Annotated in this window: 23 protein-coding genes; 17 read left to right on the top strand and 6 right to left on the bottom strand. The window is 61.1% G+C overall.

Annotated features, from left to right (window positions below):
- Window positions 1-50 precede the first annotated feature (50 nt).
- Window positions 51-1,619, bottom strand: a complete 1,569-nt coding sequence (locus WA943_RS14230) for a fatty acid--CoA ligase (RefSeq protein WP_424470549.1) — start codon at window positions 1,617-1,619, stop codon at window positions 51-53.
- 183 nt (window positions 1,620-1,802) lie between these two features.
- Here WA943_RS14230 and WA943_RS14225 point away from each other — a divergent pair, with 183 nt between their 5' ends.
- From WA943_RS14225 to WA943_RS14180, 10 genes are all read left to right on the top strand, one after another.
- A complete protein-coding gene (locus tag WA943_RS14225) occupies window positions 1,803-2,354 on the top strand; it encodes a carboxymuconolactone decarboxylase family protein (RefSeq protein ID WP_424470548.1) in 552 nt (183 codons plus the stop codon).
- Window positions 2,355-2,356: 2 nt separating this feature from the next.
- On the top strand, window positions 2,357-2,920 hold the full coding sequence (locus WA943_RS14220; RefSeq protein WP_424470547.1) for a carboxymuconolactone decarboxylase family protein: 564 nt from the start codon (window positions 2,357-2,359) through the stop codon (window positions 2,918-2,920).
- A complete protein-coding gene (locus tag WA943_RS14215; RefSeq protein ID WP_424470546.1) occupies window positions 2,913-3,764 on the top strand; it encodes an SDR family NAD(P)-dependent oxidoreductase in 852 nt (283 codons plus the stop codon). The genes WA943_RS14220 and WA943_RS14215 overlap by 8 nt, the downstream gene beginning before the upstream one ends.
- Window positions 3,765-3,780: 16 nt before the next feature.
- Entirely contained in the window at window positions 3,781-4,755 is a 975-nt protein-coding gene (locus WA943_RS14210) for an MBL fold metallo-hydrolase (protein ID WP_424470545.1), read from the top strand.
- A 76-nt stretch (window positions 4,756-4,831) separates the two neighbouring features.
- Window positions 4,832-5,563 (top strand): RNA polymerase sigma factor, encoded by a 732-nt coding sequence (locus WA943_RS14205; protein ID WP_424470544.1) that lies wholly within the window; start codon window positions 4,832-4,834, stop codon window positions 5,561-5,563.
- A 105-nt stretch (window positions 5,564-5,668) separates the two neighbouring features.
- Complete coding sequence (locus WA943_RS14200) at window positions 5,669-6,262, top strand: ferritin-like domain-containing protein (protein ID WP_424470543.1); 594 nt, start codon at window positions 5,669-5,671, stop codon at window positions 6,260-6,262.
- Between the two features lie 65 nt (window positions 6,263-6,327).
- Window positions 6,328-6,699, top strand: coding sequence for a c-type cytochrome (locus WA943_RS14195; protein ID WP_424470542.1), 372 nt, complete (start codon window positions 6,328-6,330; stop codon window positions 6,697-6,699).
- Window positions 6,700-6,805: 106 nt separating this feature from the next.
- Window positions 6,806-7,591 carry a glutathione S-transferase family protein gene (locus WA943_RS14190; protein ID WP_424470541.1) on the top strand — a complete coding sequence of 262 codons (786 nt, stop codon included), beginning with the start codon at window positions 6,806-6,808 and terminating at the stop codon, window positions 7,589-7,591.
- 12 nt (window positions 7,592-7,603) lie between these two features.
- Window positions 7,604-8,548 carry a glutathione S-transferase family protein gene (locus WA943_RS14185; RefSeq protein ID WP_424470540.1) on the top strand — a complete coding sequence of 315 codons (945 nt, stop codon included), beginning with the start codon at window positions 7,604-7,606 and terminating at the stop codon, window positions 8,546-8,548.
- A 107-nt stretch (window positions 8,549-8,655) separates the two neighbouring features.
- Window positions 8,656-9,090 carry a hypothetical protein gene (locus WA943_RS14180; protein ID WP_424470539.1) on the top strand — a complete coding sequence of 145 codons (435 nt, stop codon included), beginning with the start codon at window positions 8,656-8,658 and terminating at the stop codon, window positions 9,088-9,090.
- Window positions 9,091-9,162: 72 nt separating this feature from the next.
- On the opposite strand, the gene WA943_RS14175 is transcribed toward WA943_RS14180, so the two are convergent.
- A complete protein-coding gene (locus WA943_RS14175; RefSeq protein WP_424470538.1) occupies window positions 9,163-9,966 on the bottom strand; it encodes an SDR family NAD(P)-dependent oxidoreductase in 804 nt (267 codons plus the stop codon).
- Window positions 9,967-10,134: 168 nt separating this feature from the next.
- Between WA943_RS14175 and WA943_RS14170 the strand changes: the two genes are divergently transcribed.
- The 3 genes from WA943_RS14170 to WA943_RS14160 all read left to right on the top strand — a co-directional run bounded on the left by WA943_RS14170 (window position 10,135) and on the right by WA943_RS14160 (window position 13,300).
- Window positions 10,135-10,812: a TetR/AcrR family transcriptional regulator gene (locus tag WA943_RS14170; RefSeq protein ID WP_424470537.1), complete on the top strand. Its 678-nt coding sequence runs from the start codon at window positions 10,135-10,137 to the stop codon at window positions 10,810-10,812.
- Between the two features lie 29 nt (window positions 10,813-10,841).
- Window positions 10,842-12,020, top strand: a complete 1,179-nt coding sequence (locus WA943_RS14165) for an LLM class flavin-dependent oxidoreductase (protein ID WP_424470536.1) — start codon at window positions 10,842-10,844, stop codon at window positions 12,018-12,020.
- Window positions 12,021-12,082: 62 nt separating this feature from the next.
- Window positions 12,083-13,300, top strand: coding sequence for an LLM class flavin-dependent oxidoreductase (locus WA943_RS14160; RefSeq protein ID WP_424470535.1), 1,218 nt, complete (start codon window positions 12,083-12,085; stop codon window positions 13,298-13,300).
- Between the two features lie 57 nt (window positions 13,301-13,357).
- Here WA943_RS14160 and WA943_RS14155 read toward each other — a convergent pair whose 3' ends face one another.
- Window positions 13,358-15,157 (bottom strand): long-chain-acyl-CoA synthetase, encoded by a 1,800-nt coding sequence (locus WA943_RS14155; protein ID WP_424470534.1) that lies wholly within the window; start codon window positions 15,155-15,157, stop codon window positions 13,358-13,360.
- A gap of 144 nt (window positions 15,158-15,301) precedes the next feature.
- On the opposite strand from WA943_RS14155, the gene WA943_RS14150 reads away from it, so the two are divergent.
- A complete protein-coding gene (locus WA943_RS14150; RefSeq protein ID WP_424470533.1) occupies window positions 15,302-15,589 on the top strand; it encodes a sulfurtransferase TusA family protein in 288 nt (95 codons plus the stop codon).
- On the opposite strand, the gene WA943_RS14145 is transcribed toward WA943_RS14150, so the two are convergent.
- The 3 genes from WA943_RS14145 to WA943_RS14135 all read right to left on the bottom strand — a co-directional run bounded on the left by WA943_RS14145 (window position 15,586) and on the right by WA943_RS14135 (window position 17,393).
- Window positions 15,586-16,161: a GNAT family N-acetyltransferase gene (locus tag WA943_RS14145; RefSeq protein ID WP_424470532.1), complete on the bottom strand. Its 576-nt coding sequence runs from the start codon at window positions 16,159-16,161 to the stop codon at window positions 15,586-15,588. The two genes, WA943_RS14150 and WA943_RS14145, sit on opposite strands and share 4 nt — an antisense overlap.
- Complete coding sequence (locus WA943_RS14140; protein ID WP_424470531.1) at window positions 16,158-16,511, bottom strand: Spx/MgsR family RNA polymerase-binding regulatory protein; 354 nt, start codon at window positions 16,509-16,511, stop codon at window positions 16,158-16,160. The genes WA943_RS14145 and WA943_RS14140 overlap by 4 nt, the downstream gene beginning before the upstream one ends.
- Before the next feature lie 81 nt (window positions 16,512-16,592).
- Complete coding sequence (locus WA943_RS14135) at window positions 16,593-17,393, bottom strand: Coq4 family protein (protein ID WP_424470530.1); 801 nt, start codon at window positions 17,391-17,393, stop codon at window positions 16,593-16,595.
- A gap of 102 nt (window positions 17,394-17,495) precedes the next feature.
- Between WA943_RS14135 and WA943_RS14130 the strand changes: the two genes are divergently transcribed.
- From WA943_RS14130 to ybaL, 3 genes are all read left to right on the top strand, one after another.
- Complete coding sequence (locus tag WA943_RS14130) at window positions 17,496-18,200, top strand: TetR/AcrR family transcriptional regulator (protein ID WP_424470529.1); 705 nt, start codon at window positions 17,496-17,498, stop codon at window positions 18,198-18,200.
- Between the two features lie 272 nt (window positions 18,201-18,472).
- Window positions 18,473-19,327: a sulfotransferase domain-containing protein gene (locus tag WA943_RS14125; RefSeq protein WP_424470528.1), complete on the top strand. Its 855-nt coding sequence runs from the start codon at window positions 18,473-18,475 to the stop codon at window positions 19,325-19,327.
- An 80-nt stretch (window positions 19,328-19,407) separates the two neighbouring features.
- Window positions 19,408-21,132 carry a YbaL family putative K(+) efflux transporter gene (gene ybaL / locus WA943_RS14120; RefSeq protein WP_424470527.1) on the top strand — a complete coding sequence of 575 codons (1,725 nt, stop codon included), beginning with the start codon at window positions 19,408-19,410 and terminating at the stop codon, window positions 21,130-21,132.
- Window positions 21,133-21,151 lie beyond the last annotated feature (19 nt).

The raw sequence follows: 21,151 nt of genomic DNA, 5'->3' as shown, positions 1-21,151 counted from the left end.
CGACGCTGCGGCCCGCCCCGAAAGATGAGGTATTCAAAAGAAGGTGAACCTCAGTTCACCATGCGCGCGCGGCCTTCCCAGTAGGGAGAGCGCAATTCGCGACGCAGAATTTTTCCAGACGGATTGCGCGGCAAGGCGGCAACGAAGTCGATCGACTTCGGCACCTTGAAGCCTGCAATGCGCGTCTTTGCAAAGGCGATGATGTCGGCAGGTTCCGCCGTCATGCCGGGCTTCAGCACGACGCAGGCTTTCACCGCCTCGCCCCAGCGCTCGTCGGGCACGCCGATGACCGCGACATCGGCAATCGCCGGATGGCCGAACAGCGCGTTCTCGACTTCGGCGGGATAGACGTTTTCGCCGCCCGACACGATCATGTCCTTCACGCGGTCGTGAATATAGAGATAGCCGTCGGCGTCGAAATAACCGGCATCGCCCGAATGGAACCAGCCGTCCTTGATCGACTCCGTCGTCGCCTGCGGCTTGTTCCAGTAGCTCTTCATCACCGAGCCGCCCTTGATGAGAATTTCGCCGACGCCGCCTTGCGGCACGTCCTTGCCGTTTTCATCGACGATGCGGATCATTGTCTGCGGATTGGGAACGCCGCAGGAGCGCAGCTTGCCCAGCGCCACATCATGCGCATGCGGAGGAAGATGCGTCGCGCCGCCCGTGGTCTCGGTCAGCCCGTAGAGCTGCACGAATTCGCAGCCGAAGCGCGCCTGCGCCTGCTTCAGAACGTCTTCGGCAATGGGCGATGCGCCATAGAGAATCTGGCGGATGGAGGACACGTCCGTCGTGTTGATATTGGGCTGCTGCAGCAGGAACAGGATCACCGCCGGCACCATGAAGGCGATGTTGATCTTTTTCTGCTCGATGAGCCTCAGGATCACCTGCGGATCGACATCCTTGAGGATGATGTTCTTCGTGCCCTGCGCATGGCCGATGATACCGATATTGACGCCTGCCACATGGAAAAGCGGCATGCAGACCAGCACCACCTCGTCGCTGTTCCACTTGGCCCAACCCGAAAGCTGCCCCTCTTCGAGGATCGCCATGTAGTTCCGGTTGGTGAGCTGAACGCCCTTGGGATGGCCGGTCGTTCCGCTCGTATAGAGCTGGATGACATCGTCATCCATCGTGTCAGGGAAATGCGGATCGGTGGCCGGGAAACTGTCGCGCCAGTCGTCGAACGATGTCCATGTCTCGTGTCCGCCATCCAGCGCAATGACGCGCCGCACTGTGGGACACTCGCCAACGACCTGCGCCACGACGTCATAAAACTCCGCGCCGACAAAAATCATCTCGGCCTTTGCGTCATTCAACACATAGGCGATCTCGGGCGGTGCAAGACGCCAGTTGACGCCGACCACGACCGTCTTGGCCTTGAAGGCGCCATGCAGCATTTCGAAATAGCGGTCCGAGTTCTTGCCGATGAAGCCGATGCGCGCATCCGGCTTGCATCCTTCGGCGATGAAGCCCTGCGCCACCCGGTTCGACCGCTCGTCGAGCTGGCCATAGGTCGTCACCCGCCCCTCGAAAACCTGAGCGACGGCGTCCGGCTGCATGCGAGCCTGACGGCGCGTGATATCGGCAACGGAATTGATGTGCTCGCGATCGAACATCGGTCTTCCTCCCCCGGGAGTATCGCTTGTGCAACTGACGAACGTTGACCGTCCTGTTTCTGGACCGGAGTTTAGCGTCGAATTGGCCCGGAGCAAGCGCTCGCCGGGCTGGACGGGCGGCCCGCCGCCGCTAGACTGATCGCAACAAGAAAAACGCTACGGCAATCCACAGGGAGGACCAGCATGGCCCGCATACCGTATTTCGATCCGGCAAAGGCCGAAGGCCGCGCCAAGGAAGCCTACAAGAAACTTCCGCCGCTCAATATCTTCAAGATGATGGGCCATTCCGGCGACATGCTGGACAGCTTTACGAAGTTCGGCAATGCGATCCTGATGCATGCCAAGCTCGACCCGATCCTGCGCGAAATCGCCATCGTCCGCGTCGGCGTGCTGAAAAAGGCAAAATACGAGGTACACCAGCATGAGCGCATTTCGCGCCAGCTCGGCATGCCCGAAGAAACGATCAAGGCGATCCATGAAGGCCCGGACGCCAAGGCCTTCAACGAGCTGGAACGCCTCGTGATGCGCTTCACCGACGATGTGGTGGCAAACACCCGTGCGTCGGACGCCACCTTCAATCCGCTGCTCGAGAAGCTCTCCTACAAGGAGATGCAGGAACTGGTCATCACCATCGGCTTCTACACGACAGCCTGCTATTTCCTCGAAACCTTCGACGTCGATATCGAGGAAAAAGGCAAGGAGCCGAGCGTCAAATTGCCCGGCATGAAGGCCTGAGCATGGCACGCCTGCCCTATCCCGATCCGGCGACATTGCCGGAGGCGAACCGGAAACTTCTGGAAACGCTGCCCGCGCTCAACATCTTCAAGATGCTGGCGGGCAGCGGCCCCTCCTTCGCGCCCTTCATGTCGCTCATCAACGCCTATCTGAATGAGGGTGTTCTCGATGCGGAGCTGCGCGAGCTTGTCATCCTGCGTGTCGGCCATCTTTGCGGCTCGGCTTATGAGCTGCACCAGCATATCCGCGTGTCGCGCGTGCTGGGGCTTTCGCAAGCGCGCATCGAGGCGACAAGCGGCGATCTGCCATCGCCCGCATTCACGGCTGCCGAAAATGCGGCGCTCGCCCTTGCCGACGATCTCGTCGCAAATGTGAAGGCGGGCAAGGCGCTCTTCGATGTGGCGCGGCAACATCTGGGGGATACAGGCGTTCAGGAGCTTGTCATCGTGATCGGCGTCTACCTGCTCGTCTGCCGTTATCTCGAAACGCTTGAGATCGAGATCGAGGAAACGGACATCGCCGGAAGCGGCCTTGAAGAAATCAAGCGGAGCATGAGCAATGGCTGACGAAGAAACGCCCAGGGAACGCTATGTAAGGCCGCTCTCGGCTGAGTCGCGCGGCGAGGCGCCGGGACGCGGCCGATTGAAAGGCCGCAAGATCCTGATCGTCGGTGGCGGCCAGCGCGTCGTCGATGCGGCGACCGACCCCATCGGCAATGGCCGCGCCATGTCGGTGCTCTTTGCGCGCGAAGGCGCGTCCGTCGCTGTCGCCGATATCAACAAGGCGTCGGCGGAAGAAACCACCGCCACCATCGCCAGGGAAGGCGGCAAGGCCAGCGTCATCACCGCCGACATGGCAAAACCCGACGACATCACGCGCATGATCGCGGAAGCCGAAAAAGCGCTGGGCGGCCTCGACGGCATGGTGCTCAATGTCGGCATCGGCGTCGGCGCGCTCGGACTTGCGGGTGCAAATGCCGACGACTGGGACAAGGCGCTCGCCGTCAATCTGCGCGGGCCGATGCTCGCCTGCAAGGAAGCCCTGCCGAAACTCGCCGAGGGATCGTCGATCATCTTCATCTCGTCGATCGCCGGTCTCGTCGCCGGCTCGCGCCTCCCCTCCTATGACGCATCGAAAGCGGCGCTGGGCGGGCTCATGCGCCATGTCGCGCTTGAAGGCGCACGGCGCGGCATTCGCGCCAATATCATCGCTCCGGGCCTTGTCGATACGCCGCTCGGGCGCCTGGCCACGCAAGGCCGCCCCTCGCGCGGACGCTCGCCGACGCCTTTCGGACGGCAAGCCACGGGATGGGAAATCGCCTATGCGGCGCTCTTCTTCATGTCGGACGAAGCCGTTTACGTGAACGCGCAAATTCTGGCCGTGGACAGCGGCATGACGGGAATTTCATAACGCGACGGAGAACAAGATGAGCCTCGGTCTGAGCCGCTATCAATATACCAAGGGCCTGCACGACCTCGGAAATGGCGGCTATGCCTGGTTGCAGCCGGATGGCGGCTGGGGCTGGTCCAATGCGGGGCTGATCGTTGATCGGGGCGAGTCGCTTCTCGTCGATACGCTCTTCGACGTGCCGCTGACGCGCGAAATGCTCGCCGCGATGAAGAAGGCCGAGCCGAAAGCGGCGGCAACCATCGGCACCGTCGTCAACACGCATCACAATGGCGATCACTGCAACGGCAATGAATGCTGCGCGGGCGCGGAAATCATCGCGCACAAGCTCGCCGCCGAAGCCATGACGCATGAGCCGCCGCAGCTTCTCGCGGGCTTCCTCGACATGGCCCCGCAACTGGGCGATCTCGGCCGCTTCATCACCAAATGTTTCGGCGCCTTCGACTTCAAGGGCGTGACGCAAACCCTGCCGACAACGACATTCGAGACCGAAATCACCCGGCAGGTCGGGGACAAGACCGTGAAGATCATGCATGTCGGCCCGGCTCATACGCCGGGCGACGCGCTGGTCTATGTGCCAGCCGACAAGGTCGTTTTCACCGGCGACATACTTTTCATCGAAGGCCACCCAATCATGTGGGAAGGCCCGGTCGCAAACTGGATCGAGGCATGCGAGCGCATCATCGCCATGGATGTCGAAACGGTCGTGCCGGGCCACGGGCCGATCACCGACAAAAAAGGCGTGCGCGCGGTCCGCGACTATCTCGCCTATACGCGCGACGAGGCCAGAAAACGCTACGATGCCGGGCTTTCGGCCTTCGAGGCGACGCAGGACATAGACATGTCCGACTACGACAGCTGGGGCGACGGGGAGCGCATCGTCGTCAACGTCACGACGCTCTACAAGGAGTTTTCGGGCGAAAACACCCCCAATGACGCCGCCACCCTTTTCGGCCAGATGGCGGCCATCGCCAAGGCAAAAGGCCGCCTCTAGCCTTTGTTTCGGGCTGCGGGAACCTTTTGCGCTTCCATCTCGTCTCTCATATGCAACCCCTTCAGGAAGCGCGAGGATGACGGCAATGAACCTGGAAGAGCAAAAATCCCCCCTTCCGAGCCCGTCTTTGGTGGACCTCGACGATGCCTCGCTTGTCGCCGCCTTGCGGCATGGCGACAAGCGGGCATTCGAGCTCATCATGCGCCGCTACAATCAGCGCCTTTTCCGCGTCGCGCGCTCCATCCTGCGCAATGAAACGGAAGCCGAAGACGCCGTGCAGGAAAGCTGGCTGCGCGCCTTCACCCATCTGGAACGGCTGCAGGACCCCGCGCGGCTGGGAAGCTGGCTCGCCCGCATCGCCGCCAATGAAGCGCTCGACCGGCTGCGCCGCCGCGGCCCGCCGGTTCCCCAGAATTTCGATGAGGCAAACGAGCGCGAAAGCGCGCCGGGCGCCAACCCGCCTTTCCCGACCCCCGATGCCGAAAAGCGGCGCAGCGAAGCCCGCGCCTTGATCGAGCGCGCCGTCGATGGCCTGCCGGAAAATTTCCGCATCGTGTTTGTCCTGCGTTCGATTGAGGAACTCTCCGTGGAAGAAACGGCGCGCGTCCTCGACATTCCCGCCGACACGGTGAAGACGCGTCTTCACCGGGCGAACAAACTTCTGCGCGAAGAACTGAAAGACGCTTTGGATGCGGCGCTTCCCGACGCCTTCGGCTTCGACGGCGCACGTTGCGATCGCATTGTTGCGAATGTTTTGAGTCGCCTGCAAACGGCAAGCGGCCGTCTGCCGCAATTGCCGCCCGACTAGGCCGCAGGTTCAAAAAAGCGGCCACACCCGATCGATCGAGAAACGAACCGAAGAGCATCGCTCCTTCGAACGATGCCGCTTGGCCAATTCACCAAGGAGAGAAAAATGACAAATCCCGATAGAGACAATCATACCCATCCGGAGCTGAAGATGAGCCGGCGCAACGTCCTCGTCGCGGGCGGCGGCGCAACGCTGTCGGCTGCAGCGGTTGCCCTGCTCGCAGGCGGCGGCACGCTCGTTCGCGCAACATCGGCCTATGCCGCAAGCGCGACCGATATCGGCATTCTCAACACCGCTCTCGGTGCGGAGCTTCAGGCAATCGCCGCCTATCAGCTCGGCGCCGAAAGCGGCCTGCTGAAGCCTGACGTGAAGAAACTCGCCCTCACCTTCCAGGGCCATCACAAGAGCCATGCCGATGTGCTGCGCGAGACTGTCGGCAAGCTTGGCGGCAAGCCCGTCGAGGCGCTGAAGGATTACGGCTTCCCCGCGGAAACCCTGAAGTCGCAGACCGATGTTCTGCAGTTCGCCGCCGGTCTGGAGAAGGGCGCGATCAGCGCCTATCTGGGCGCAGTGCCGCAATTTGAGAACCGCGATCTTGCGAAGGCGGCCGCAAGCATCCTCGGCGACGAGGCGATGCATTGGGCCGTTCTGCGCTCCGCGCTTGGCGAGGTGCCGGTGCCCTCCGCCTTCATGGAATAGCACGTCCGAGCTGTGCAACTGGCGGGGCCTGAGAAATCGGGCTCCGTCCTTTTTCAGGAGCCAATATGCGCCTCGTCACATTGATCGCCGTAGCGGCGCTCTGGCCGCTTGCATCGGCAACCGCGCTGGAAACGGGCGATGCCGCACACGGCAAGACGCTCTATTCCCAATGCCGCGCCTGCCACATGCCGCAGGCAAACAGCGTCGGCTCCAAACATTGCGATCTTGTCGGTCGCAAAGCCGCAAGCGTGGCCGATTACAATTACTCACCCGCCATGCAGAAAAGCGGGCTCGTCTGGACGCCGGAAAACCTCGACCGATTTCTCACCAATCCGGCCAAGACCGTACCGGGAAACTTCATGCCTTTCGCAGGCATCGCCAAGGCACAGAACCGCAGCGACATCATCGCCTATCTCGGCACTCTGACCTGCCGCTAGGGAACCTCACGCCAGCGTGAACCCGAACCGTCAAGCAAGTCGTGGACAGGCATGCTGCGAGGCATGATGATCGCCCCAACCAGAAATTCAGATCGGGGAGATCCACATGGTCACGCTTTACGAGCATCCGCTGTCGCCCTATGCGCAGAAGGTGAAGATTTCTCTCCGCGAAAAGAACATCGCCTTCGATCTGAAAATGCCCGACGCCATCGGCTCCGGCCAGACGAGCGGCGAATTCATGACCGCGAACCCGCGCGGTGAAGTGCCTGCGCTGATCGACGGCGATGCGAGCATTTTCGATTCGACGATCATCCTTGAATATATCGAGGACAAATGGCCGACGCCGCCCATGCTGCCGCAATCGCCGGTAGACCGCGCCCGTGCCCGCATGCTCGAAGAAGTCTGCGACACCCATTACGAGGCGATCAACTGGGGCCTTGGCGAAATCGGCTGGTTCCGCCGTGCCGAGGGCGCACTCGGCGCGGTGCTGCGCGAGAAGGCCGACGAGCAGACGGACAAGATGCAGGCCTGGCTCGGCCGCCAGCTTGGAACCCGCGACTGGTTCAACGGCGCAAGCTTCGGCTGGGGCGATCTCTCCGTCGTGCCCTACGTCGCAGGCTCCGCCGGTTTCGGCAATGCGCCGGACGAAGGCACGGCGCTGGGCAAATGGTTTGCGCGTGCAAAGGCGCGCGAGAGCGTTACAAAGACGCTGAAGGAATCCGCAACCTCGATCTCGGCGATGGAAGTCGTTGCCGATATCGTGAAACAGGGCCTTTTCAAGCGCGAATATCGCGACCACCGCCTCGAATGGATGATCCGCTCGGGCGGTGTTCAGGTCGTACTCGACGGGCTTGAGAAAAAGAACATTCGCTTCAGCAACGATTTTCAATAAGAGGCCGAACCAATGCCCGCCGACGCGCAATCGATCATCCTGCATCAATATGACGTCTCGCCCTTTTCCGAAAAGGTGCGCGTCATACTCGGCATCAAAGGGCTTGAATGGCACGCCTGCGATGAGCCGGTCATCATGCCCAAGCCCGAACTCGTGGCGCTGACAGGCGGTTATCGCAAGATTCCCGTCATGCAGATCGGCGCCGATATTTATTGCGACAGCCAGGTCATCATTCGTGAGCTGGAACGCCGCTTCCCGGCGCCTTCCGTCTTCGTCCGCGGCGATAACGGCATCGGCTGGGGCCTCGGCATCTGGACCGACCGCTCGGTTTTCCTCAATACAGTCACGGTTGTCTTCGGCGGCATGGCCGATGGCGCGAACGAGCTTGCCAACGAAGCCTTCCGCAAGGATCGCGAAGCGCTGACCGGGCGCCCCTTCGACGCCGATGCTATGAAGATGGCGGCGCCCATGATGGCCGAACAATTGCGCGCGCAGCTCGACTGGATCGAACAACAACTCGGCGACGGCCGCCCCTATATCATGGGCGAGCAAGCGGGCATCGCAGACGCCAGCGCCTATTACAACCTCGCCTTCATTCGCTGGGTTTACCCGCCGGCCGCGAAACTGCTCGACACGCTCCCGCGTGTGACCACATGGGAAAACCGCGTGAAGGCCATCGGCCACGGCACGCGCCACGAAATCACGCGCGAGGATGCGCTCGACATCGCCAAGGCAGCGACCTCGACGGAAAAGGTGCAAACCGATCCGAACGAACCGAACGCCATCAAGGCTGGCGACCGCGTCACCGTCATGGCCGACGATTATGGCCGCGACCCGATCACCGGCGAAGTCGTGTCATCCTCGGCCCAGCACATCGCGATCAAACGCAGCGATCCACGCGTGGGCGACGTGGTCGTGCATTTCCCGCGTGTCGGCTTCTTCGTGATGAAGGCCTGAACACACCGATAAACGGGGAAATTCGACAAATTTAATGTTGCGGCCTCGACCGTTCCGGCCTGCTCAAGCGTATATTCATTGCAACGAATTTTCGCATGGAGGCAGTCATGAACATCATGCAGACCGCCCGCAAGGCAGGCTTGGCGCTTGTCGCCGCAAGCGCCCTTCTCGCAGTCGGCGCGATGGAAACACCCGCCCTTGCCCATGGCCGCGTCAGCATCGGCATAGGGTTGGGTTTCCCGCTCTTCCCTGCCTATGGGTACGGATATGGCAGCTACTATGGCGGCTATTATGGCGGCTATTATCCGCCCTATTACTACCGGCCTTATTACGCGCCGCCGGTCGTTTACGCACCGGCCTATGCGCCGCCGGTTGTCTATCAGCAGCCTGTTCAGGCGGTTCCGACATCGGACGTCTATCGCTCCGATAACGGGCAATATTGCCGCGAATATCAGTCGACGGTGCGCGTTGCCGGACGCTATCAAAACTCCTACGGCACCGCTTGCCAGGACGCCGATGGAACCTGGCGCATCGCCAACTGATCAGCAGCACAGGCAGACAAGACAAAGGCGGAGGCTTGCAGCCCCCGCCTTTTTGATTCAGCCGATAATCGATCAGCGCGCCGTGATGCCGCCATCGATGATGAGTTCCGTGCCCGTCATATAACGCGACTCGTCCGACGCCAGGAAAACGATGCCCGCCGCAATGTCAGACGGCAGCCCCGCATAGCCAAGCGGCGTCGTGGCCGCAATCACGTTCGGATCGATCGCATTGGCGCCAGGCTGCGCGCCCTCGATCTGCAGCGAGCTGACGCCGCCTTGCGGAATCTTCTGCCAGATCGCCGTGTCGATAATGCCGGGGTGAACCGAATTCACGCGGACATTCATTTTCGCCTGCGCGCATTCAAGCGCCACGGCCTTGGTGAAGAGGCGCACCGCACCCTTGCTCGCGCAATAGCCGGCAAGCCCGGCTGCGCCCTGAAGACCGGCAACGGATGAGATGTTGATGACCGAGCCGCCGCCGCTTTCCGCGATCAGCGGAATGCCGTGCTTCACGCCAAAGAAGACGCCATCGACGTTGATTGCCATCTGGCGCTGCCAGTCGGCGTAAGACATCTGAAAAATATCGGCGGAAATGCCGATGCCCGCATTGTTGACGAGAATATGGAGGCCCTTCTGGCTCTTCTTGATCTCGGCGACGACTTCCGCCCAGCGCGTCTCGCTCGTGACGTCCTGATGCAGCGCGACCGCCTTGCCGCCCGCCTTCACGATCAGCGCCACCGTCTCGGCATTGCCCTGATCGTCCACGTCCGTCGCAACGATGGTTGCCCCTTCAGCCGCAAGCGCCAGTGCCGCGCCGCGCCCGATGCCGCTGCCTGCGCCCGTGACCAGAGCGACTTTTCCGCTGACCCGTCCCATTGTTTTCTCCCTGTTTTGCAAGAATGCTTCTTCTTTGCCTTTGTCTTAGGGTATTGACCCTAGGGGCTGCAATGTCATTTCCGTAAGGAAAAGCCCTGCTGCCACCCGCCATTGAATGCACCGCGCAGGCGGCGTAACCAAGGGCGCCACGGCTTTAAAGAAATGGCCTTGGCGAAAACTGTACTTCGGTCTAGTTTTGGACCGATTGACCCTGAGGAGAGCGTCATTAGCGAGATCGAGCAGATTGACGAAGCGCCGAGCGGCACACGCCGCGCCCGCAAGAAAGAGCGAACGCGTCGCGAAATCTATCGCACCGCGATGCGCCTCTTTTCCGAACGCGGCTATGACGGCGTCACCATCGAAGACATTTGCGGCGGCGCAGGCGTCGCCAAGGCGACCTTCTTCCTGCATTTCGAAAACAAAGCCGCGCTGCTTCAGGACTTCAACGAAGAAATCACGCTGTCGCTGGTGGAGCGCCTCGCGGGCCATCAGGGCAATGCGGAAGAGCAGCTTCTCCTCCTCCTCTCGGCATTCCGGGAAGCCTGGGAGAGCAACGCGCCGGTCATGCAGAAGATGCTGCGCGAATTCATCGACCAGCCGACCATTCTTTCCAAGGCTGCCGCCGTCAATGAAAGCATCGTCGATCTCGTGACGCAGATCGTGCGCCGGGGACAGGAACGCGGCGAATTGCGCGACGGCATCGCGCCGGAGATTGCCGCGATTTCAATCGTCTCGACCTGGAGCGCCATCGCCGCATGGTGGCCCGAGCATCCCGATGCCGACACGAACGGCGCAAGCAGACAAATTCTCGATATCACGCTGAACGGCCTCAAAAAGAGGGCCTGAGCGAGAACGCAAACGACAGGGAGACCAAGATGACCGGAAAACTGCGCAGCGGCATTTTCCTCGCGCCGTTCCACCCCGTGGATGAAGACCCGACGCTCGCCATTCGCCGCGATCTGGAACTGATCGAATGGCTCGACAAACAGGGCTTCGAGGAAGCCTGGATCGGCGAGCATCATTCGGCGGGCTATGAAATCATTGCAAGCCCCGAACTCTTCATCGCCGCCGCCGCGGAACGCACGAGCCGCATCAAGCTCGGCACGGGCGTCATCTCGCTGCCCTATCACAACCCCCTGATGACCGCGAACCGCATCATCCAGCTCGACCACATGACGCGCGGCCGCGTGATGTTCGGCGCCGGTCCGGGCCTGCTGCCGTCCGACGCGCATATGCTCGGCATCGAAGTCGCCAAGCAGCGCGACCGCATGGTCGAATCGCTTGAAGTGATCCTGCGCCTCTTCAAGGGCGAAACCGTCAGTGTCGAGACGGAATGGTTCAAGCTCCAGGATGCAAAGCTCCAGCTCCGCCCCTTCAGCGATCCCTATCCCGAAGTCGCCGTCGCAAGCTCGGTCACGCCGTCAGGCGGCAAGCTCGCGGGCAAGCACCAGCTCGGCATGCTCTGCGTCGCGGCGACGAATACGGCAGGCTATGACGCGCTCGCCATCAACTGGGATGTCGCACAGCGCACAGCGGCCGAAAATGGCCGCGTCATGGACCCCTCCGCGCTTCGCCTCGTCGGCCCGATGCATCTTGCCGAAACGCGCGAGGAAGCGCGCGAGCAGGTGCGCTACGGCTTTGCGAAATGGCAGCACTATTTCGGCTCGATCAATCCGATGGGCCTTGAGGTGAAGGAAGGCAAGGACCCGATCGACACTATGATCGAAAGCGGTCAGGGCATCATCGGCACGCCAGACGACGCCATTGCGCAGATCGAACGCCTGCAGAAGAAGATCCCGGGCTTCGGCGCCTATCTGATGCTCGCGCACAACTGGGCGAATTTCGAGAACACGAAAAAGTCCTACGAGCTTTTCGCCCGTCACGTGAAGCCCAAGTTCCATCGGGCCAATGAAGCGCGCGAAGCCTCGCTGAAATGGGCGACGGACAATGCGGGCGAATTCATCGGTCAGGCCATGAACGCCGCCATGCAGACGATCGTCAAGCATCAGGCGGAAGAAGAAGCCAAGGCAAAGGCCAAAAGCGCCGCAGATTGACGGGCCGCTCGCCGCCAGCTTTTATGCATGCATAGACATTTTCAAAACCAAGGAAACGACACATGGCAGGACAGAAATTACGCTTTGGCGCATTCATCGCGCCGTTTCACCCCCTGAACGAAAACCCGACGCTCTCGCTCGAACGCGACATCGAGCTGATCCAGCACATGGATCGCCTCGGCTATGACGAGGCGTGGATCGGCGAACATCATTCGGCGGGTTACGAACTCATCGCCTCGCCTGAAGTCTTCATTGCAACGGTCGCCGAGCGCACCAAGCACATCAAGCTCGGCACCGGCGTTTCCTCGCTGCCCTATCATCACCCGCTGATGCTGGCCGACCGCATCAACCAGCTCGACCACATCACGCGTGGCCGCGTCATGTTCGGCGTCGGCCCCGGCGCGCTTCCCTCCGACGCCTTCATGATGGGCATCGAAGTCGCAAAGCAGCGCGACATGATGGACGAGGCGCTCGACGTGCTGGTGCCTCTGCTGCGCGGCGAAACCGTCACGAAAAAGACCGACTGGTTCACGCTGAACAATGCCCGCCTGCAGATGACGCCCTATTCGCGCCCGAGCGTCGAGATCGCAGTGGCAAGCCAGGTCTCGCCGACCGGCGCAAACGCGGCCGGCAAGCACGGCCTCGGCCTTCTCTCCATCGGCGCAACTTCTGCCGGCGGCTTCAACGCGCTGGCGACGAACTGGGCCATCAGCGAAGACACGGCCAAGGACAACGGCAAGACCGTCGACCGCAATGCCTGGCGTCTTGTCGGCCCGGTGCATATCGCCGAGACGCGCGAAAAGGCCCGCGAGAATGTGCGCTTCGGCCTTGAGAAGTGGCTCTTCTACTTCCGCGAAGTCGCCGCCCTCCCGCTCGCACCGACCGACGGCACCGATCCCGTCGATGCGCTCATCGCTTCGGGCATGGCCGTTGTCGGCACGCCGGACGATGCCATCGCCCAGATCGAACGCCTGCAGACGCAGTCGGGCGGCTTCGGCGCCTTCCTTCAGCTCGCCCATAACTGGGCCGACTTCGAAAACACGAAGAAGTCCTATGAGCTGATGGCGCGCTACGTCTTCCCGAAGTTCCAGGGCCTAAACGAAAATCGCGACGCCTCGCTCAACTGGGCAAAGGACAATCGCGAAACCTTCATGGGTCAGGCGATGATGGCGGTCGGCACGCGCGTCGCCCAGCACATCGAGAAGAAGGGCACCGAGAACATCCGCCCCGAAATCCTCGAAGCCATGGGCCTCGGCAAGAAGCCCGACGCCGCGCAGTAATCGCGCCGTCAAATCCAGATGCAGAAAGGGCGGCTCGATGAGCCGCCCTTTTTCGTGTCAGAGCTTGAAGGTGCCCGAACAGATCTGGTCGTGCAGTATCGGATCGAGCGGCACGAATTTCTTTTCGACCGGCGAATTGAAATAGATCGGCTCTTTCACCGCGGCGAGATCGAAACCTTCCTTCACGAGATCGACCTTGCGATGCTTGAAGGTGCCGGTCACTTCCATCTCGTGACTGAGGCGGATGAAAAGCGGCCGCGCATATTCCGGCAATTCCCGGTCTATATGCTTGCGGAACTTGTCGAGATCGAGCCCCTTGTCGGCGACGATGGAGGCCATGCCTGCGCGCCCATCCGTGCCGGGCACCGACACGCCATAGACGTTCGCTTCCTTGACACCGGGGAAAACGGAGATCGCCTCGGCAACTTCGTTCGTCGAGACGTTTTCGCCCTTCCAGCGGAACGTGTCGCCGATACGGTCGACGAAGTAGAAATAGCCAAGCTTGTCCTGACGCAGAAGATCGCCGGTACGGAACCAGGAATCGCCCTTCTCGAAAACGTCGCGCAGGATCTTCTTCTCTGTCTCTTCCTTTTTCGCATAGCCCTCAAAGCGGCCCGTCGGCGTATTGGGATCGTTTGAAATCTTGCCGATCGCCTCGCCCGCTTCGCCGGGCGAGCATTTGATGCAGAAGCCATCGGCCCCGCGCACCACCTGCTCCGTCTCGGTATTGAAGCGCACGATCTCGACGTTGAAACGCTTCTTCGCCCAACCGGGAATGCGGCCGACAGCGCCGACCGTGCCGTCGTAGTTCATCAGCGCAACGTTGCCCTCTGTCGCGCCGTAGAATTCGAGCACGCGGGGAATGTTGAAACGCTTCTGAAAGGCCGGCCAGATTTCCGGGCGCAAGCCATTGCCGATGGCGAGCCTGACCTTGTGCTTGCGGTCCTTCGGATTCGGCTCGCTATTGAGCAGATAGCGGCAAAGCTCGCCGATATACTGAACGAGCGTCGCCTTGTATTTGTAGCAATCGACGAAAAATTCGCGTGCGGAGAATTTGCGGCGAATGATGATCGCACCACCCACCGTCAATGTCGTGCCGACCGCGCAAACGCCGCCCGCCGAATGATAGAGCGGCATGGCGATATACATGCGGTCCTTCTCGGTCGCATTCGCCGCCGCCGAGAAACCGACCATCATGGTCAGAAGGCGGACATGCGGAATGCGCGCGGCCTTGGGATTTCCCGTGGTGCCGCTCGTGTAAATGTAGAGCGCATTGTCGTCGATGGTCACGCCCTTGCGCGTATCGGCGGGCAGCGTCTCGCCCGATTGCTGCGCAAGTGCCGCATCGAGGTTCTGCATGCCCTGCACCTGCCCGCCCGTCGCCCAGACCTGCATGGGCTTTTCGAGCTGATCGGCCGCAGTCGCATAGGCTTCCGCCAGTTCCGAGCCGAGAATGAGATGCTGCGCGCCCGAAATATTCAGGCAATGCGCAAGCGGCGCCTTGATGAGATTGGTGTTGATGAGCGCCGCCGACGCGCCCGCCTTCAGAACGCCGAGCCACGAAATGATATATTCGGGCCGGTTTTCCATCATCAGGGCAACCGTGTCGCCCCGGCCCATGCCTTGCGACTGCACCCAGCGCGCATAGCGGTTGGCCTCGGCATCAAGCTCGCGATAGGTGATCTTCCGATCTTCGTAATAGATCGCGATATTATTGGGCTTGTTCCTGGCCAGTCCTTCAATGAGATCGGGGAAGGTTTGATCGGGATGCTTGTAGATATCGCCGAGACGCCCAAGCGTACGCATGGCCGCCCGCAGATAGATAATCTCGTTACCAATCCGTTTGAACAAACCCATTGCTGCCTCCATTCCCCCATCCACCGCGTTTTACGCGTTCTATATGTTTTTATGCCCGGCCCGCGACCCGACCGTCAAGGAAACCACGCCAGACGTGACAGTTCGCGCGATTGCCGCCATCATCCGCGCGCGAAGGAGAAGCGAATGAGCGGGCATAATATGGAAGCGCGAGACAATGACACCGGAACGCCCGAGATCATTCTCGATGTCATGGGGCAACAATGCCCATTGCCCGTTCTGCGCGCACGAAAACGCCTGCTCAACCTCGAACCCGGCACGCTTCTGCGTGTATTCGTCACCGATCCCGTAGCGCGTATCGATATGCCGCATTTTTGCACGGAAGCAGGTCACGACCTCGTCGAAACGCGCGACCGGGGTGGCTGGATCGAATTTTTGATTAAGCGGGGCACGGATATTCGCGCCACCGACTAGCGAAACTCATCCGCCAGTATTGCGTAAAGATATTCATCGCGCCACCCGTTCTGAATGAGCTTCGAACTGCGAAAAGCGCCCTCGCGGCGCATTCCAAGCCGCTCCATGACGCGGGCCGAAGCCTTGTTGCGCTGATCGCAGACTGCAATGATCCGCCGCAGGCCAAGTTCGTTGAACCCCGCATCGAGAAGCGCGCGCGCCGCCTCGACCGCCAGACCATAGCCCCAGAATTCCGGATGCAGCGTATAGCCTATCTCGCCGGTGCGGTTGAACTGGTCGATGAAACGCAAACCCACGCCGCCGATCAGCGCCCGTTTCGGCTTCAGCGTGATCGCGAGATCGAAAATCACCCTGGGGCGCGCGCGCTGATCGTCGAGAAAGCCTTCGATCGCCTCCTTGCTCTGCGCCAGCGAATTCGGCCCCCAGATGAGGTAGCGCGACACTTCGTCAAGCGAGGCATAGGCATGCACGGCTTCGAGATCGTTTTTGCGGAAATCCCGCAGGATGAGGCGCGGCGTCTCGATCGGAAGCATGATCGAGGGCGCAGCCCGCGCGCGGCCTCTCATCGTCATTTGGACGCCGCTTTCAATGCCGCTTTTTCCGCGTCGCGAAAACCCGAGACGATCTTTGCGCCCATATCGAAGACGGGCCGCTTGATGAGCGTCGGATGCTCGACCATCAGCGCAATGGCAAGCGCTTCGTTGAGATCGGCCTTCACACCTTCATCAAGCTCTCGCCACGTCGTGCTCGCCTTGTTGAGCAGCTTCTCCCAGCCGACGGCCTTGGCAAAGCGCGTGACATCGGCCTTGGTGATCCCGTCCGCTCTCACATCGACAAAACGATGCGCGATCTTCTCGCCCTTGAGCCAGGCAAGCGCCTTGCGGCAAGTATCGCAAGTCTTCAATCCGTAAACCGTGATCACGTCGTCCTCGAAAGAAAAATGCCCCGGGGAAGCCCCGGAGCATTCAACATATCAGGATTGGCGATGCAGGCGAACGCTGGCTTATGCAGCCTTCTTTTGTTCGCTATACATCTGTCCCTCAAGCGCCGAAGCGATAGGCTCGATCTCGCGATAGACGGACGGAACGCCCATGCCAAGCTGCTGGCGCACTTCGGCAAGCGGCTTGTCGAGCAGCGCTTCCCAGTCGGCGGCAGGCAGCCACTTCGCGGCCTTGCCGAGGCGATAGCCCTCGCGCACGGCGCGCCAGACGCCGAGCTGCGGCGCTCTCTTGTGGGCATTCATTGCGCCGACCAGCACGATGAAGCCGATGCCGCGATTGCGCGTCTGTGCGTAATAAAACGCAAGCTGCGACAACTCGCCGAGAGCGTCGCGGCCATAGCTGGTCGTCACGTGCCACAAGTCATGCGAGTCGCGCATGCGGTCGCCGAAAATCATCGCGCCTTCGGGACGATCGTTGCGACGCGGCGCTTCTTCACTTGCAGCGACAAGGCCATCGGCGGTCAGGTTTTCTTCCGCCATGAATTCGTAATAGGTGCGGCCCAGCGTGCCTTCGGGAAGCTTCTTCAGACGCTCGCGATCATTGAGCAGCATAATCAGATCGCGCTTCTCGGCGACAACGCGCTGCCCGGTTTCCGTCGTCATGAAACGGCGATACATGCGATCATCGGCGCCGCCCGAAAGCGCGTCGACAATTTTGAATACCTGGCCCGTATCTTCCTTGTCGGCAATCAACGCCTTGATCGCGCGCCAGGCCTTCAACGGCTCAATCCGCTTGCGCTTGTATTTTTGAGGAGCGCCAGCAGAAAAGCCTGTGATATTGGTCGCACTCTGGACGGTCGTCATCGCCTGGATACCCTTGCTATGATGCCGGAAGACGGCTCTGGTCTGACATTAAGATGGTGCCTGCTGACACCATTGTCAATAGAGAATAAAGGATTAACGAACGTGAGTAGCGCGGCCAAAACGGGCCTGGACCCTGTCCTTGATGAGCCAGCCAGTCCGGTCGAGCGCAAGCGCGAGGGAAAGCGAATTCGCCGCTCCGCCGAAGAGGCGCGACGGCTGATCCTCGACGCAGCCGAAGAACGCCTCGCCGCTCAGGGGCCCGAAGGCATCAGGCTTCAGGATATCGCGCGAGACGTGGGTATTTCACACCCGGCAATCCTGCATCACTTCGAAAGCCGCGAAGGTCTGGTCAGGGCGCTGATCGCGCGCACCTCCGCCCAGTTGCGCGACAAGATGCTGGCGGCGCTGCAGAGCAAGAAGAACAGCGAACAGGCCATCGAGGCGAACGAGCTGATCGCCAATGTGTTCGAAACCCTGAGCGATCGCGGCACCGCGCGGCTTCTTTCATGGATGCTCCTCACCGGCCGTTCGGCTGACGGCAGCACCTCGGGCACATTGGTGACCGAGATCGCCTCCGAACTGCACCAGCGCCGCATCGAGGACGCCGCCAAATCCGGCAAACCCGTGCCCGAGCGCGAAGATACGCTGTTTATGGCCATGCTGACGGCGAATGCGGCTTTCGGCGATGCCATCATCGGTCGCCACCTCGCCGAAGATGCGGGCCTCGATCAGGCGGGCATCACGCGGTTTCGCGCCTGGTTTGCAAAGCTTTTGCACGACCACGCGGGCGATTTCAAAAAGAGCTGACGCTCTTTTCATCGCTGAGGGAGTAGCACTCCATAGGTGTTTACATCCGGCCCGCAACGGCAAACGATCTAACGACCATCACCACGATCTACAACTGACGTCGTCCTGACGACGGCTGTGATCAGGCATGCCCGACATGGTCACAAACTGGCCCTGAAAAAGATCGATTCCGTTCGCATTATGGCGACGGAATAAAGGCGAACCGCCGTTCGATTAATGATGACGTCGAAGCAAGGGGGCTCCGGCGTCGGCTGCTATGGAACATCATCGGTGTGGAAACGGCAGCAAGGGGAGAACATTTTGACCGCATGAATATTCAACTTCAGATCAATCTCAAACCGCTGAAGCTCCGAATTCGCTCCGGCAAGAGAAATCCGGCAGTAGGTCAGAAGGCAAGTCGCAAAGACGCCTTCATCTGCTCATATCCGAAGTCGGGAAATACCTGGCTGCGATTCCTGATTGCGAATCTCCTGCACCCCGGCGGCGATGTTTCCTTTTCGACCATCAACCAGCTCGTCCCCGACATTTACAGTCTGAACGTGGGCAAGATGGCGCAATTGCCAACGCCGCGCATTCTGAAAAGCCATGAAGCGTTTCGGCCGGACTATCGGCGCGTTCTCTACATATGCCGCGATCCGCGCGACGTGCTGCTGTCCTATTATCACTTCAGTCGCCGCGAAAGAACGATCGACGACGATTTGCCCATGAAGGATTTCGCCCGTCTGTTTCTCGACGGAGGCCTCCAGTGGCAAGAAATCGGCACTTGGGCGGAACATGTCGGAAGCTGGATGGGCGCCCGTCAGATTGACGACCGGTTTTGCTTCCTGCGCTACGAAAATCTCTATGCCGATCCGGTCGGCGAATTGCGCCGTATAGCCCATATTCTGAAAATTCCCGCGACCACGAAAATGCTGGAAGGCGCCGTCGAAGCATCGACCGCCAACCGCATGCGCTCGCTCGAGCAAAGCGATACCACCGCCGCACTGGGCAAGAACCCCCGCTCCGACATTCCATTTGTCCGCGTCGCCAGACCCGGCGGGTGGCGCGAGGAACTGGACCCGGAAATTGCCGCTGAGATGGAGACCCGTTGGGGCTCCTTGATGCAGCAGCTCGGCTATTTGGGCTGAGGTCCGCATTCGCACCGGACAGCGGACGCTGGCGTGGCTATGCTTGGCACTAGCACACCCCGGCCATCAGCAGGAGACTCATGCCGCACCACTCGCCGCTCATAGCTACAATCGTGGGCGGCATAGCGCTGGCCTTTATCCTCGGAACCATCGCCCAGCGTCTGCGCATCTCGCCGCTCGTTGGCTATCTGCTGGCCGGTGTACTCGCCGGACCCTTCACGCCGGGTTTCGTCGCCGATCAGGCGCTCGCACTTGAGCTTGCCGAAATCGGCGTCATCCTGCTGATGTTCGGCGTCGGCCTCCACTTCTCGATGAAGGACCTGCTCTCGGTGAAGGCGATCGCCATTCCCGGTGCGGTCGGCCAGATTGCCGTGGCGACGCTGCTCGGCATGGCGCTTTCCTGGGCTCTTGGTTGGGACATCGGGGCGGGCCTCGTCTTCGGCCTTGCGCTATCGACCGCGAGTACTGTCGTGCTGCTCCGCGCCCTTCAGGACCGCCGCATCGTTGACACCAGGCGGGGCCGCATCGCGGTCGGCTGGCTCATCGTCGAAGATCTGGCCATGGTTCTGACGCTGGTGATGCTGCCCGCACTCGCAGGCGTGTTGCGCGCGGGCGAGGACGCCGCCGTATCCGTCGACACTTATGTGGTCGTGAAGGCGCTCATTGTCACCATCGGCAAGGTCGGCGCGTTCGTCGCCGTCATGCTGATCATCGGGCGCCGCGTCATTCCATGGGTTCTGCAATACATCGCCCATACGGGATCGCGCGAACTCTTCCGTCTGGCGGTGCTGACCATTGCGCTCGGCGTCGCTTATGGCGCAGCCATGCTTTTCGATGTGTCCTTCGCGCTCGGCGCTTTCTTTGCGGGCATGATCCTTTCGGAATCGCCCCTCAGCCAGCGGGCCGCCGAGGAAACCCTGCCCTTGCGCGACGCTTTCGCGGTGCTGTTCTTCGTCTCCGTCGGCATGTTGTTCGATCCGCGCATTCTGCTCGAAGACCCGCTGCCGCTGCTGGCGACCTTCTTCATCATCGTCTTCGGCAAGTCAGCCGCCGCCTTCTTCATCGTGCGTGCCTTCGGCCACCCGACAGGCACCGCGCTCACCATTTCCGCAAGCCTTGCCCAAATCGGCGAATTCGCCTTCATCCTCGCCACGCTGAGCGTCAGCCTCGGCCTGATGCCCGAACGCGCCCGCGACCTCATTCTCGGCGGCGCGATCCTGTCCATCCTCGCCAATCCGCTCTTCTTCATGGTGATCGAACGCTTCAAGCCCTGGTTCGAGCGTTTCGACCGCATCGATCCCACCGAAATCCCGCCTGAAGAAACAATCGAGGATCTCGTCCCGACAAGCCTCACCGGCCACGCGATCATCATTGGCTATGGCCGGGTCGGCAGTCTTGTCGGCCGCAGACTTCAGCGTGCGAACAAACCCGTTCTCGTGATTGAAAATACGGAAGACCTTGCAGCCAAGCTGCAGGCTCAGGGCATCGAGACGATTTACGGCAACGCCGCAAAACCCGCGATCCTCGCCGCCGCCAATCTTGCCGGGGCGCGCTGGCTGTTCCTCGCCATCTCCAACGGCTTCGAGGCGGCGCAAGTAGTCGATCAGGCCCGCAAGGCGAACCCCGCGCTCGACATCGTCGCTCAGGCGCATTCGGATGCGGAAGTCGATTATCTGCGCAAGCGCGGCGCGAACTACATCATCATGGGCGAGCGCGAGATTGCGCGCGGCATGATCGAGCATGCGCTGGGCGACGAGGCGCCGGATGAGGGGGAGCCGGGCGCGCCCGGTGCCACGGCGGCATAGGAACTATGCCTCCCGCGCT

This window comes from Parvibaculum sp. (assembly GCF_049651025.1).
Classification (GTDB): domain Bacteria; phylum Pseudomonadota; class Alphaproteobacteria; order Parvibaculales; family Parvibaculaceae; genus Parvibaculum.
This window is presented reverse-complemented; position numbering and strand designations above follow the sequence as displayed.